11 protein-coding genes are annotated in these 13,063 nt (G+C 59.4%); 3 read left to right on the top strand and 8 right to left on the bottom strand.

Going from position 1 to position 13,063, the window contains the following annotated elements:
- Positions 1 to 52: 52 nt before the first annotated feature.
- The 7 genes from PSH76_RS10985 to PSH76_RS11015 form a co-directional block, all read right to left on the bottom strand.
- Positions 53 to 475 (bottom strand): GNAT family N-acetyltransferase, encoded by a 423-nt coding sequence (locus tag PSH76_RS10985; RefSeq protein WP_098950997.1) that lies wholly within the window; start codon positions 473 to 475, stop codon positions 53 to 55.
- Positions 468 to 1,634: a cupin domain-containing protein gene (locus PSH76_RS10990; protein ID WP_014718907.1), complete on the bottom strand. Its 1,167-nt coding sequence runs from the start codon at positions 1,632 to 1,634 to the stop codon at positions 468 to 470. Before PSH76_RS10990 ends, PSH76_RS10985 begins: the two co-directional genes overlap by 8 nt.
- 84 nt (positions 1,635 to 1,718) lie before the next feature.
- Positions 1,719 to 3,089 carry an adenylosuccinate lyase gene (purB, locus tag PSH76_RS10995; RefSeq protein WP_044274597.1) on the bottom strand — a complete coding sequence of 457 codons (1,371 nt, stop codon included), beginning with the start codon at positions 3,087 to 3,089 and terminating at the stop codon, positions 1,719 to 1,721.
- A 125-nt stretch (positions 3,090 to 3,214) separates the two neighbouring features.
- Positions 3,215 to 3,838 carry a high frequency lysogenization protein HflD gene (hflD, locus tag PSH76_RS11000; protein ID WP_003192101.1) on the bottom strand — a complete coding sequence of 208 codons (624 nt, stop codon included), beginning with the start codon at positions 3,836 to 3,838 and terminating at the stop codon, positions 3,215 to 3,217.
- Positions 3,835 to 4,959, bottom strand: coding sequence for a tRNA 2-thiouridine(34) synthase MnmA (gene mnmA / locus PSH76_RS11005; RefSeq protein ID WP_032896671.1), 1,125 nt, complete (start codon positions 4,957 to 4,959; stop codon positions 3,835 to 3,837). The genes hflD and mnmA overlap by 4 nt, the downstream gene beginning before the upstream one ends.
- Positions 4,960 to 5,018: 59 nt before the next feature.
- Complete coding sequence (locus PSH76_RS11010; protein WP_032896672.1) at positions 5,019 to 5,465, bottom strand: NUDIX hydrolase; 447 nt, start codon at positions 5,463 to 5,465, stop codon at positions 5,019 to 5,021.
- Between the two features lie 290 nt (positions 5,466 to 5,755).
- Positions 5,756 to 7,981, bottom strand: a complete 2,226-nt coding sequence (locus PSH76_RS11015; RefSeq protein WP_305494077.1) for an NADP-dependent isocitrate dehydrogenase — start codon at positions 7,979 to 7,981, stop codon at positions 5,756 to 5,758.
- Between the two features lie 483 nt (positions 7,982 to 8,464).
- On the opposite strand from PSH76_RS11015, the gene icd reads away from it, so the two are divergent.
- Positions 8,465 to 9,721: an NADP-dependent isocitrate dehydrogenase gene (gene icd, locus PSH76_RS11020; protein WP_005789095.1), complete on the top strand. Its 1,257-nt coding sequence runs from the start codon at positions 8,465 to 8,467 to the stop codon at positions 9,719 to 9,721.
- 75 nt (positions 9,722 to 9,796) lie between these two features.
- On the opposite strand, the gene cspD is transcribed toward icd, so the two are convergent.
- Positions 9,797 to 10,057 (bottom strand): cold shock domain-containing protein CspD, encoded by a 261-nt coding sequence (gene cspD, locus PSH76_RS11025; RefSeq protein WP_032897881.1) that lies wholly within the window; start codon positions 10,055 to 10,057, stop codon positions 9,797 to 9,799.
- A gap of 225 nt (positions 10,058 to 10,282) precedes the next feature.
- Between cspD and clpS the strand changes: the two genes are divergently transcribed.
- Together clpS and clpA are read left to right on the top strand one after the other, a co-directional pair.
- The gene (clpS, locus tag PSH76_RS11030) at positions 10,283 to 10,651 is read left to right on the top strand and encodes an ATP-dependent Clp protease adapter ClpS (protein WP_005789091.1); all 369 of its coding nucleotides are present in this window, start codon (positions 10,283 to 10,285) and stop codon (positions 10,649 to 10,651) included.
- 29 nt (positions 10,652 to 10,680) lie between these two features.
- Positions 10,681 to 12,951, top strand: a complete 2,271-nt coding sequence (gene clpA, locus PSH76_RS11035; RefSeq protein WP_003192090.1) for an ATP-dependent Clp protease ATP-binding subunit ClpA — start codon at positions 10,681 to 10,683, stop codon at positions 12,949 to 12,951.
- Positions 12,952 to 13,063: the final 112 nt, after the last annotated feature.

Raw genomic sequence — 13,063 nt, forward strand, 5'->3', positions numbered from 1 at the left:
CATTCACATGTGGGAGCTGGCTTGCCTGCGATAAAGGCGACGCGGTCTCAAATCAGCCCTCGCGCACCATATCCACATGCGGAATCCCGACTTCAAGAAACTCATCGCTGACAATCTTGAAACCCAGCCGCTCATAGAACGGCGCCGCATACACCTGCGCACTCAGGAACTGCCGGGTCTGGCCACGTTGCTCGGCCACGCCAATCACGGCTTCCATCAGCTTGTCGCCGACTTTCAGCCCGCGCCAGTCCTTGAGCACCGATACACGGCCAATCTCGCCGCTGGGCAGCAGTCGAGCGGTGCCAATCGGGAAATCGCCTTCGAATGCCAGAAAATGCACCGCATCGGCATCGTCGGCGTCCCACTCCAGTTCAGGCGGAACCGATTGTTCGGCGATAAATACCGCTTCACGAATGCGCCGAATCTCGTCGATATCCTTTCGCCAGTCCGCGACACTTACGTGAATTTTATTCATCCGCAAACCCCAGGCTGCCTTGCTTGACCAGTTCGCACAGCAGGTCGCGACCGTCTTCGTCGGCCAGCCACTCGCCCAGGTTTTCGCTGTGCAGTGCATCGGCCGAGCACACCAGCTTCAACAGTTCACGCAGTTTGCCCGGCAGGTAACGGCTCTGGCCGCTGGCGAACAGCAGCACGTCGTCGTCCACTTCGGACCAGGCCAGGCGCGCGCTTGGGTTGCGCACCAGAATCGCGCCGTCTTGCAGGCTGTTGATGAAGTCTTCTTCGCCCAACTCTTCGCCGGCTACCAGTTCCGGGTAGCGTGGTTCGGTCATGAACTGGCCGAACCAGGTCAGCAGCATGCGCTCATCGCTCATGTGCTCGGCGAGCAGGCCCTTGAGGCGGTCCAGTGCGTCGCCCTGAATCTGGTGCGGGTCGCTGACCGGCTGGGCGTCTGCGTCGGTGTAGCGTTCTTCGTCGGTCAGGTACTGGCTGAGGAAGTCGGTGAAGTGGGTCAGCACTTCAGCGGCGCTCGGTGCACGGAAACCTACGGAATAGGTCATGCAGTCGTCTTCAGCAATACCGAAATGGGCCAGGCGCGGCGGCAGGTAGAGCATGTCGCCCGGCTCCAGCACCCATTCGGCGCTTTCTTCGAATTCGGCGAGGATGCGCAGGTCGGCGTGTTGCAGCAACGGGCTTTCGGAATTGCACATCTGGCCGATCTTCCAGTTGCGCTTGCCTTGGGCTTGCAGCAGGAACACATCGTAGTTATCGAAATGCGGACCGACGCTGCCACCCGGCGCGGCGAAGCTGATCATCACATCATCGATACGCCAGCTCGGCAGGAAGCGGAAGTGCTCCAGCAGCTCGGCCACTTCCGGCACGAACTGGTCGACCGCTTGCACCAGCAGGGTCCACTCACGCTCGGGCAGGGTGCTGAAAGCGTCTTCGGCGAACGGGCCGCGACGCAGTTCCCACGGGCGCTCGCCGTGTTCGATCACCAGGCGCGACTCGACTTCTTCTTCCAGGGCCAGGCCTGCCAGTTCGTCGGCGTCGATCGGGCTTTCGAAGTCAGGGATGGCCTGGCGGATCAGCAGGGGTTTTTTCTGCCAGTAGTCGCGCAGGAATTCCCGTGCCGTGATGCCGCCCAGAAGTTGAAGAGGGATATCAGGATTCATGTGTAACCTATTGAAAAAAAGCACTTTTAAGACAGGAATAAAAACGCCCGGCGCGGCCGGGCGTCTCAAAGGAGCTTGCTTGGATCAGATGCGCTTGGCTTGCTCTACAGCGTTGCCGATGTAGTTGGCCGGGGTGAGCAGTTTCAGCTCGGCCTTGGCCGCGGCTGGCATGTCCAGGCCGTCGATGAAAGTTTGCAGCGCTTCGGGGCTGATGCCCTTGCCGCGCGTCAATTCTTTCAGCTTCTCGTAGGGGTTTTCGATGTTGTAGCGGCGCATCACAGTCTGGATCGGCTCGGCCAGTACTTCCCAGCACGCGTCCAGGTCAGCGGCAATCTTCTGCTCGTTGAGCTCCAGCTTGCTGATGCCTTTGAGGCTGGCTTCGTACGCGATCACGCTGTGGGCAAAGCCCACGCCGAGGTTGCGCAGTACGGTGGAGTCGGTCAGGTCGCGCTGCCAGCGGGAGATCGGCAACTTGCTGGCCAGGTGCTGGAACAGGGCGTTGGCGATGCCCAGGTTGCCTTCGGAGTTTTCGAAGTCGATCGGGTTGACCTTGTGCGGCATGGTCGAAGAACCGATTTCGCCGGCAATGGTGCGCTGCTTGAAGTAGCCCAGGGAGATGTAGCCCCAGATATCGCGATCGAAATCGATCAGGATGGTGTTGAAGCGTGCAATCGCGTCGAACAGTTCGGCGATGTAGTCGTGCGGTTCGATCTGCGTGGTGTAGGGGTTGAAGCCCAGGCCCAGCTCGTCTTCGATGAAGGCGCGGGCGTTGGCTTCCCAGTCGATCTCAGGGTAGGCAGACAGGTGGGCGTTGTAGTTGCCTACGGCGCCGTTGATCTTGCCCAGCAATGGCACGGCGGCGACTTGGGCGATCTGGCGCTCCAGGCGGTACACCACGTTGGCCAGTTCTTTGCCCAGAGTTGTCGGCGAGGCCGGCTGGCCGTGGGTGCGCGACAGCATCGGCACGGCAGCGAAACGGATCGCCAGCTCGCGGATGGCTTCGGCGGTCTGGCGCATCAGCGGCAGCATCACGTCATCACGGCCTTCACGCAGCATCAGGGCGTGGGACAGGTTGTTGATGTCCTCGCTGGTGCAGGCAAAGTGGATGAATTCGCTGACCTGGGCCAGTTCCGGCAGTTGGGCCGCTTGCTCTTTGAGCAGGTATTCGATGGCTTTGACGTCGTGGTTGGTGGTGCGCTCGATCTCTTTCACACGCTCGGCGTGCTCCAGGGAGAAGTTTTCCGCCAGGGTGTTCAATACAGCGTTGGCCTCGGCGGAAAACGCCGGCACTTCGCTGATGGCGGAGTGAGCGGCCAGGCGCTGGAGCCAGCGCACTTCAACCAGGACACGGGCACGGATCAGGCCGTACTCGCTGAAAATAGGGCGCAGGGCCTGGGTTTTGCCGGCGTAGCGGCCGTCAACAGGGGAAACCGCAGTGAGCGAAGAGAGCTGCATGGGGTGTTCTCGGACAGTCAGGCAACGAAATGGGGCGCGTATCATACATGAAAAAATCCGCCGGTCCGTCGCCAACTGACCGGCGTATTACGCGTAATGGCTTGAAAACAGCCTGTTGGTGCGACTTATTCGTTGCGCATCAACGGGTAAAGCTCTTTGAGCAATTTGCGCCGGCTGATCACCAACTGCCAGCGATGACCGCCCAACTGGCGCCATAGGCGTGCCGAACGAATACCGGCCAGGAGCAGGGCGCGGATTTTCGACGCGTTGTTGGGTTGCTGCAGGTTGCGCATGTCGCCGTGCACCTGGATACGCTGGCGCAGGGTGCTCAAGGTGTCCTGGTACAGCGCACCACAGGCGGCGATCACGTTTTCGTGGGCCGGGCCGAAGTGTTCTACCTGGGACTGGATCTGCGGCAAGCGCTTGCCGATGGTGTCCAGCAGGTCGTCGCGCTTGGCCAACTGGCGCTCAAGGCCAAGCATCGACAGGGCGTAGCGCAACGGTTCGCGCTGCAAGGTGCTGGGGTCGCGCTCCAGGGCGCCGATCAGGGCGCGATAGCCTTCACGCAGGGCCAGGTCGTCGCCGCCGTAAACCTCAAGGGTGTCCTTGGGGTCGCGGATCAGCAGGCTGCCGAGCATGCAGGTCAGGCCGGCTTCCGTGACCTGGCCGGTCTTGGCGATCTTGTCCACCAATACCGCAGCGAGAAACACACCGCCAAGGGCCGTCAATTGCTCCTGGGTCGGGCTCATGCCGGGTTGCTCCAGGCTTGCGCGACTTCAATCACGCCGCCGCCCAGGCAGATTTCACCGTCATAGAACACCACGGACTGGCCAGGGGTGACCGCGCGTTGCGGGTCATCGAAGGTGGCGCGGTAACCGGTGGCGGTCTTTTCCAGGGTGCAGGGCTGGTCGCTCTGGCGATAACGCACTTTGGCGGTCAGGCGGCGCGGGGTGCTCAAGTCGACAGGGTTGACCCAGTAGATCTCGGAAGCGAGCAGGGCGCCGGAGAACAGCAGCGGGTGCTCATTGCCTTGGCCGACCACCAACACGTTGTTTTCCAGGTCTTTGACCAGCACGTACCACGGCTCTTCACCTGCGTCCTTCAGGCCGCCAATGCCCAGGCCCTGGCGCTGGCCGATGGTGTGGTACATCAGGCCATGGTGGCGGCCGATCACTTCACCGTCGGTGGTCTTGATCTCGCCCGGTTGCGCGGGCAGGTATTGCTTGAGGAAGTCGCTGAAGCGACGCTCGCCGATAAAGCAGATGCCGGTGGAATCTTTCTTCTTGGCGGTGGCCAGGCCATGTTTCTCGGCGATCTTGCGCACTTCGGGCTTTTCCAGCTCGCCGACCGGGAACAGGGTCTTGGCGATCTGTTCACCGCCCACGGCGTGCAGGAAGTAGCTCTGGTCCTTGTTCGGGTCCAGGCCCTTGAGCAATTCGGTGCGGCCATCGATATCGCGACGGCGCACGTAGTGGCCGGTGGCTATCAGGTCGGCGCCGAGCATCATGGCGTAGTCGAGGAACGCCTTGAACTTGATTTCGCGGTTGCACAGGATGTCCGGGTTCGGCGTGCGGCCTGCCTTGTACTCGGCCAGGAAGTGCTCGAACACGTTGTCCCAGTATTCGGCGGCGAAGTTGGCGGTGTGCAGCTTGATACCGATCTTGTCGCACACGGCCTGGGCGTCCGCGAGGTCGTCCATGGCGGTGCAGTATTCCGTTCCATCGTCTTCTTCCCAGTTCTTCATGAACAGGCCTTCCACCTCATAACCCTGCTCCATGAGCAGAACGGCGGAAACGGAAGAGTCCACGCCGCCGGACATGCCGACGATGACGCGCTTCTTTTGTGTGTCAGAAGGGGCTGTATCACGCATAGGGTTTCAACGGGTGTCTTGAAAAAGGACGCGATTCTAGCAGGCCTGGGCCCGCAAGGCTAAAGAGAAGGGCGGATCAATTCGAGACTGTGGCGCTGGCCGGCCAGGTAATCATCGATGCAGCGGATAATCAGCTCGCTGCGCCAGTCGTCGCGCACCGCCATCAGCTCGTCACGGGTCAACCAGCGGGCGCGCAGGATGCCTTCGTCGAGCTGATACTCCGGGTGGTGTCTCAGGGCCTTGGCGATAAAGCAGACCCGTTGATAGGTCACGCCATTGCTGGGTGCGGTGTACAGGTAGATGCCGACGATGCCGGTGGCTTCCACGTCCCAGCCGGTTTCTTCCAGGGTTTCGCGCACGGCGGCTTCGGTCAGGGTTTCGTTCGGGTCCAGATGGCCGGCGGGCTGGTTGAGCACGGCGCGGCCGCCCTTGAGTTCTTCGACCATCAGGAACTTGCCGTTGTCTTCGACGATGGTGGCGACGGTGATGTGGGGGAGCCAGGTCATTGCTAGCCTCGGTATCTGGAAGGTGGCATGTTCAATGTGGGAGCTGGCTTGCCTTAATGCCAGTCAATTAAGGCTTTTTTGTAGGAGCGAGCTTGCTCGCGAAAAACGTCAACGATAACGCGTGCTTGCTGAATGAACGCGGCGCCTTTGAGTTTTTCGCGAGCAAGCTCGCTCCTACAGACTGCAATCGCAGGCAAGCCAGCTCCCACATTTGATGGAGTTTGTTCAATGAAGTCCCGATAAACAGAAACCCCGGCACTTGGCCGGGGCTTCTTTGCATCCTTACAACCTTACTTCAACTTGGCAATCGCCGCATTGAGGGTGTTGCTTGGGCGCATGGCTTTGCTGGTCAGCTCCGGGTTCGGCGCGTAGTAGCCGCCAATGTCCACTGGCTTGCCCTGTACGGCGTTGAGTTCGGCAACGATGGTTGCTTCGTTCTCGGCCAGGGTTTTGGCCAGTTCGCCAAATTGCGCTTGCAGTGCAGTGTCTTCGGTCTGGGCGGCCAGGGCTTGTGCCCAGTACAGCGCCAGGTAGAAGTGGCTGCCGCGGTTGTCGATGTTGCCGACTTTGCGCGATGGCGACTTGTTGTTGTCCAGGAACTGGCCGGTGGCCTGGTCCAGGGTCTTGGACAGCACCAGGGCTTTGGGGTTGTTGTATGTCACACCCAAATGCTCAAGAGACGCCGCCAGGGCCAGGAACTCGCCCAAAGAATCCCAACGCAGGAAGTTTTCTTCCAGCAGTTGCTGCACGTGCTTTGGCGCCGAGCCGCCAGCGCCGGTTTCGAACAGGCCGCCACCGTTCATCAGCGGCACGATCGACAGCATCTTGGCGCTGGTGCCCAGTTCCATGATCGGGAACAGGTCGGTCAGGTAGTCGCGCAGTACGTTGCCGGTCACCGAGATGGTGTCCAGGCCCTTGCGGGTGCGCTCCAGGGTGAACTTCATCGCATCGACCGGGGCCATGATGCGGATGTCCAGGCCTTCGGTGTTGTGGTCTTTCAGGTAAGCCTGAACTTTCTCGACCACTACACCATCGTGGGCGCGCTTGGGGTCCAGCCAGAAGATGGCCGGGGTGTTGCTGGCGCGAGCACGGTTGACGGCGAGCTTGACCCAGTCCTGGATCGGCGCGTCTTTGGTCTGGCACATGCGGAAGATGTCGCCAGCTTCGACGGTCTGTTCCATCAGCAGGTTGCCCTGGCTGTCGGTGACGCGGACAACGCCGTCAGCCTTGATCTGGAAGGTCTTGTCGTGGGAGCCGTACTCTTCGGCTTTCTTGGCCATCAGGCCAACGTTTGGCACGCTGCCCATGGTGGTTGGGTCGAAGGCGCCATTGGCCTTGCAGTCTTCGATGACCGCCTGGTAGATGGTGGCGTAGCAGCGATCCGGGATCACAGCCTTGGTGTCGTGCAGTTGGCCGTCGGTGCCCCACATTTTGCCGGAGTCACGGATCATCGCTGGCATCGAGGCGTCGACGATCACGTCGCTCGGCACGTGCAGGTTGGTGATGCCTTTGTCGGAGTTGACCATCGCCAGGGCAGGGCGAGCGGCGTAGACCGCCTGGATGTCGGCTTCGATCTGCGCTTGCTGGTCGGCCGGCAGGGCCTTGATGCGGGCGTACAGGTCGCCGATGCCGTTATTCAGGTTGAAGCCGATCTGTTCCAGCACGGGGGCGTGCTTGGCCAGGGCGTCTTTATAGAACTCGGCAACGATCTGGCCGAACATGATCGGGTCGGAGACCTTCATCATGGTGGCTTTCAAGTGAACCGACAGCAGCACGCCTTGCTTCTTGGCGTCTTCGATTTCAGCGGCGATGAAGCTGCGCAGGGCTTTCTTGCTCAGCACGGCGGTGTCGATGATTTCGCCGGCCTGTACGTTGGTCTTTTCCTTCAGGACGGTGGTGGTGCCGTCCTTTGCAACCAGCGCAATTTTGACAGCGTCAGCGGCTTCGATCTGCACGGCTTTTTCGCTGCCGTAGAAGTCGCCGTTGTTCATGTGGGCAATGTGCGACTTGGAGTCGGCGGCCCAGGCGCCCATCTTGTGCGGGTGCTTGCGTGCGTAGTTCTTGACCGACAGCGGTGCGCGACGGTCGGAGTTGCCTTCGCGCAGGACCGGGTTCACGGCGCTGCCCTTGACCTTGTCGTAACGTGCACGGGTTTCTTTTTCCGCGTCGGTGGTTACGGTTTCAGGGTAGTCCGGCAGGGCATAGCCCTGGGCCTGCAGTTCCTTGATCGCGGCTTGCAGCTGCGGGGTCGAGGCGCTGATGTTGGGAAGCTTGATGATGTTGGCTTCAGGCGTAACGGCCAGGTCGCCCAGTTCGGCGAGGTGGTCCGGGATGGCCTTGGTGCCCAGTTGCTCGGGGAAGCTTGCGAGGATGCGCCCGGCGAGGGAAATGTCGCGGGTTTCCACGGCAATATCAGCGGAAGCGGTGAAGGCCTCTACGATAGGCAGCAGTGAATAGGTGGCGAGGGCTGGGGCTTCGTCGGTGAAGGTGTAGATGATCTTCGAGCGGGTGGGCATATTCGGATTAACTCTCTTCTTTGCTGAAAGCGTGCGCAGAAACTCGAGATGCGCCGGGTAGAGCGCGTTCGTTCAAAGTCATCCATGAGCGAAATGTCGAGGTTTCTTCGCGGTGATGTTGGTTTGCATCAGTCGAGCGTCAAGCGGGTGGGCTATGGTAATAGTCCGGCTTTCTGGCGAAAGGCTACGTTCTAGAGCGGTCCGCCGTCGTGACTCTTTGGTCAGCGGCGGCATTATACATAGGTCGCTATGCTTACGCTGAGCCTTCATGAAAAAGGAGGCTCGTCCATTGGTCTAAAGGTCGCAGGCGCACAGGGTGGTGGGATGTGCTCAAGATTGGCGCTTTTCCCTTTGCTTTCAGGCTTGTAGGCCACCCAATATGCTGTTTTCGATGCAAATGAGCATGGCGTGAGGTTTCAGTCGCCATTTATCTGGAGTAGGCTCGAACGCAGCCAGATGTTCAATCCATAGATGGAGTTCAGCATGGGATACAAGAAGATTCAGGTTCCGGCAGTCGGCGACAAAATCACCGTCAATGCAGACCATTCTCTCAATGTTCCTGACCAACCGATCATCCCCTACATCGAAGGTGACGGTATTGGCGTCGACATCAGCCCGGTGATGATCAAGGTGGTCGACGCCGCTGTTGAAAAGGCTTACGGCGGCAAGCGCAAAATCTCCTGGATGGAGGTGTACGCTGGCGAAAAGGCCACGCAAGTTTACGACCAGGATACCTGGCTGCCCCAGGAAACCCTGGATGCGGTCAAGGATTACGTGGTGTCCATCAAGGGCCCCCTCACCACGCCGGTCGGTGGCGGCATCCGCTCGCTGAACGTGGCGCTGCGCCAGCAACTCGACCTGTACGTGTGTCTGCGCCCGGTGCGCTGGTTCGAAGGCGTGCCCAGCCCGGTGAAAAAGCCTGGCGACGTGGACATGACCATCTTCCGTGAGAACTCCGAGGATATTTACGCGGGCATCGAGTGGAAGGCCGGTTCGCCGGAAGCGATCAAGGTGATCAAGTTTCTCAAGGAAGAAATGGGCGTTACCAAGATCCGTTTCGACCAGGATTGCGGGATTGGCGTCAAGCCGGTCTCCAAAGAGGGCACCAAGCGCCTAGCGCGCAAGGCCTTGCAGTATGTGGTGGATAACGACCGCGATTCGCTGACCATCGTGCACAAAGGCAACATCATGAAGTTCACCGAAGGGGCCTTCAAGGAGTGGGCCTACGAGGTGGCGGCTGAAGAGTTCGGCGCGACCCTGCTCGACGGCGGGCCGTGGATGCAGTTCAAGAACCCCAAGACCGGCAAGAATGTGGTGGTCAAGGATGCCATTGCCGACGCCATGCTCCAGCAGATCCTGCTGCGCCCGGCTGAATATGACGTGATCGCCACGCTCAACCTCAATGGTGATTACCTGTCCGACGCCCTAGCGGCGGAGGTGGGCGGTATTGGTATTGCGCCGGGGGCCAACCTGTCGGACACCGTGGCAATGTTCGAAGCTACCCACGGTACTGCGCCTAAATACGCGGGCAAGGATCAGGTCAACCCTGGGTCATTGATCCTGTCGGCGGAAATGATGCTGCGGCATATGGGCTGGGTCGAGGCGGCGGATCTGATCATCAAGGGCACCAACGGCGCGATTTCGGCCAAGACCGTGACCTATGATTTCGAGCGTCTGATGGATGGCGCTACGCTGGTGTCGTCGTCGGGCTTTGGTGATGCGTTGATCAAGCATATGTAAACAGGCAGAGAAAACCGGCCGCCCTGATGAATCGGGGTGGCCGGTTTGCTTTGAGTGCTTAATTTCAGTGGCTGGTCAGGCCTGTTGCTTCTCTGATTTTTCTACCTTTGTTTCTTTCACGCCTGTAGTGGCAGGCGCATCTACAATATTTACGGCATGCGTGCCTTTTGGCCCTTGAATGATTTCAAAGTTGACACGCTGTCCCGCTTTCAGTGTTTTGTAGCCATCCATCTTGATCGCTGAGAAATGCGCAAAAAGGTCTTCATCCTTGCCGTCTTCATTGACGAAGCCGTAACCCTTGGCATTGTTGAACCACTTGACCTTACCACTTAGCATCGCCATATCCCTCTGCACCAGACTCCATCACTGGAGTATCATCCTGTCTATCCGTCCTAACCCGAATAAATAAGGTTGACTGCGCGGACCTTTTTTACCCACTGTGGGCTCTATTCGTTGTAACACCGTTTCGCCGATAGTCAAGGTGACCAAAGGGTCAGAGTTGAAATTCTGACAGGTCGCCCCCACCACTGTAATTGAACCACTGACGAACCTTTCTTTCCCATGCATGCAAACAGCCAGATTCGACTAACATTCAATCAGGATCGCCCGGATCAGGAACATGACGACGACGGTTCTGCAGGCATTGCTGTTCAGGAGGCGAAGCCTGCTTTACAGGCGCCGCCGATGTACAAGGTGGTTTTGTTTAATGATGACTACACACCGATGGATTTCGTCGTCGAAGTGCTCGAGGTGTTTTTCAACCTGAACCGCGAGTTGGCGACCAAGGTAATGCTGGCCGTTCACACAGAAGGACGGGCAGTATGTGGAGTGTTTACCCGCGACATCGCCGAGACAAAGGCCATGCAGGTCAACCAGTACGCCAGGGAAAGCCAGCATCCGCTACTCTGTGAAATCGAGAAGGACGGTTAACGCCGACCACTTGGGTATGAGGTGAAGCTATGTTAAACCGCGAGCTCGAAGTCACCCTCAATCTTGCCTTCAAGGAGGCTCGTTCGAAGCGTCATGAATTCATGACCGTCGAACACCTTTTGCTGGCACTTTTGGATAACGAAGCTGCCGCCACCGTTCTACGTGCGTGCGGCGCCAACCTTGACAAGCTCAAGCATGACCTGCAGGAGTTTATCGACTCCACTACGCCACTGATCCCCGTGCATGACGAGGACCGCGAAACCCAGCCAACCCTGGGCTTCCAGCGGGTATTGCAGCGTGCTGTGTTCCACGTACAGAGCTCCGGTAAGCGTGAGGTCACAGGCGCGAACGTGCTGGTGGCGATTTTCAGCGAACAGGAAAGCCAGGCCGTGTTCCTGCTCAAGCAGCAGAGCGTTGCCCGTATTGATGTGGTCAACTACATCGCCCACGGTATCTCCAAGGTGCCTGGGCACGGCGATCATTCCGAGGGTGAGCAGGACATGCAGGACGAGGAGGGCGGTGAGTCTTCTTCTTCAAGCAACCCGCTGGATGCCTATGCCAGCAACCTCAATGAAATGGCGCGCCAGGGGCGGATCGATCCGCTGGTGGGGCGTGAGCATGAGGTTGAGCGTGTAGCGCAGATCCTGGCGCGTCGTCGCAAGAACAACCCATTGCTGGTGGGCGAGGCGGGCGTGGGTAAAACAGCGATTGCCGAAGGCCTGGCCAAGCGCATTGTCGACAACCAGGTGCCAGACCTGCTGGCCAGTAGTGTCGTCTACTCCCTTGACCTGGGCGCGTTGCTCGCCGGGACCAAGTACCGTGGCGATTTCGAGAAGCGCTTCAAGGCGTTGCTCGGCGAGCTGAAAAAACGCCCGCAGGCCATCCTGTTCATCGACGAGATCCATACCATCATTGGCGCCGGTGCGGCTTCCGGTGGGGTGATGGACGCTTCCAACCTGCTCAAGCCGCTGCTGTCCTCGGGTGATATCCGCTGCATTGGTTCGACCACGTTCCAGGAATTTCGCGGCATCTTCGAAAAAGACCGTGCCCTGGCGCGTCGCTTCCAGAAAGTCGACGTGTCCGAGCCGTCGGTTGAAGACACCATCGGCATCCTGCGCGGGCTCAAGGGGCGTTTTGAAGCGCACCATGGCATCGAGTACACCGATGAGGCCTTGCGTGCGGCGGCTGAGCTGGCGTCGCGCTACATCAACGACCGGCACATGCCAGACAAAGCCATCGATGTGATCGACGAGGCGGGTGCCTACCAGCGCCTGCAGCCAGTCGAGAAGCGCGTGAAGCGCATCGACGTGCCTCAGGTCGAGGATATCGTGGCCAAGATCGCGCGGATTCCGCCAAAACACGTCACCAGTTCCGACAAAGAGCTGCTGCGTAACCTGGAGCGCGACCTCAAGCTCACCGTGTTTGGCCAGGATGCGGCCATCGACTCGTTGTCCACGGCGATCAAGTTGTCCCGTGCGGGCCTCAAGTCGCCGGACAAGCCAGTCGGTTCGTTCCTGTTCGCAGGGCCGACCGGCGTCGGCAAGACCGAGGCGGCTCGCCAGTTGGCCAAGGCAATGGGTATCGAGCTGGTGCGGTTTGACATGTCCGAGTACATGGAGCGCCACACGGTGTCGCGCTTGATCGGTGCGCCTCCGGGCTATGTCGGTTTCGACCAGGGCGGCCTGTTGACCGAGGCGATCACCAAGCAGCCACACTGCGTATTGTTGCTCGATGAAATCGAAAAGGCTCACCCGGAAGTCTTCAACCTGCTGTTGCAGGTCATGGACCACGGCACCCTGACCGACAACAACGGGCGCAAGGCGGATTTCCGCAACGTCATCGTGATCATGACCACCAACGCCGGTGCTGAAACCGCGGCGCGTGCTTCGATTGGCTTTACGCATCAGGATCACTCGTCTGATGCCATGGAAGTGATCAAGAAGAGCTTCACGCCGGAGTTCCGCAACCGCCTGGACACCATTATCCAGTTTGGTCGCCTCAGTCATGAGGTCATCAAAAGCGTGGTGGACAAGTTCCTAACCGAGCTTCAAGCGCAGTTGGAAGACAAGCGCGTGCAGCTGGATGTGACGGAAGCGGCCCGCAGTTGGATCGCAGAGGGCGGCTACGATGCGGCAATGGGCGCACGCCCAATGGCGCGTCTGATCCAGGACAAGATCAAACGGCCATTGGCCGAAGAGATTCTGTTCGGCGAACTCTCCGACCATGGCGGCGTGGTGCATATCGACCTGAAGGACGGCGAGCTGACCTTCGAGTTTGAAACCACGGCGGAAATGGCCTGATCGTTAGCTGCAACATTGCAAAAGGCGCCGAAAGGCGCCTTTTTGCTGCCTGAAATACGATTTATGAGCTGGCTTGCCTGCGATGGCGGTCCTTCAGTAGCACATGGTTAGC

The organism is Pseudomonas sp. FP215 (assembly GCF_030687795.1).
In the GTDB taxonomy this organism is placed as follows: domain Bacteria; phylum Pseudomonadota; class Gammaproteobacteria; order Pseudomonadales; family Pseudomonadaceae; genus Aquipseudomonas; species Aquipseudomonas salmasensis.

What these genes read in the sequence shown, in the direction of transcription:
- PSH76_RS10985 (WP_098950997.1), bottom strand. Translation starts at nt 475, where the DNA reads ATGAATAAAATTCACGTAAGTGTCGCGGACTGGCGAAAGGATATCGAC.
- PSH76_RS10990 (WP_014718907.1), bottom strand. Translation starts at nt 1,634, where the DNA reads ATGAATCCTGATATCCCTCTTCAACTTCTGGGCGGCATCACGGCACGG.
- purB (WP_044274597.1), bottom strand. Translation starts at nt 3,089, where the DNA reads ATGCAGCTCTCTTCGCTCACTGCGGTTTCCCCTGTTGACGGCCGCTAC.
- hflD (WP_003192101.1), bottom strand. Translation starts at nt 3,838, where the DNA reads ATGAGCCCGACCCAGGAGCAATTGACGGCCCTTGGCGGTGTGTTTCTC.
- mnmA (WP_032896671.1), bottom strand. Translation starts at nt 4,959, where the DNA reads ATGCGTGATACAGCCCCTTCTGACACACAAAAGAAGCGCGTCATCGTC.
- PSH76_RS11010 (WP_032896672.1), bottom strand. Translation starts at nt 5,465, where the DNA reads ATGACCTGGCTCCCCCACATCACCGTCGCCACCATCGTCGAAGACAAC.
- PSH76_RS11015 (WP_305494077.1), bottom strand. Translation starts at nt 7,981, where the DNA reads ATGCCCACCCGCTCGAAGATCATCTACACCTTCACCGACGAAGCCCCA.
- icd (WP_005789095.1), top strand. Translation starts at nt 8,465, where the DNA reads ATGGGATACAAGAAGATTCAGGTTCCGGCAGTCGGCGACAAAATCACC.
- cspD (WP_032897881.1), bottom strand. Translation starts at nt 10,057, where the DNA reads ATGCTAAGTGGTAAGGTCAAGTGGTTCAACAATGCCAAGGGTTACGGC.
- clpS (WP_005789091.1), top strand. Translation starts at nt 10,283, where the DNA reads ATGCATGCAAACAGCCAGATTCGACTAACATTCAATCAGGATCGCCCG.
- clpA (WP_003192090.1), top strand. Translation starts at nt 10,681, where the DNA reads ATGTTAAACCGCGAGCTCGAAGTCACCCTCAATCTTGCCTTCAAGGAG.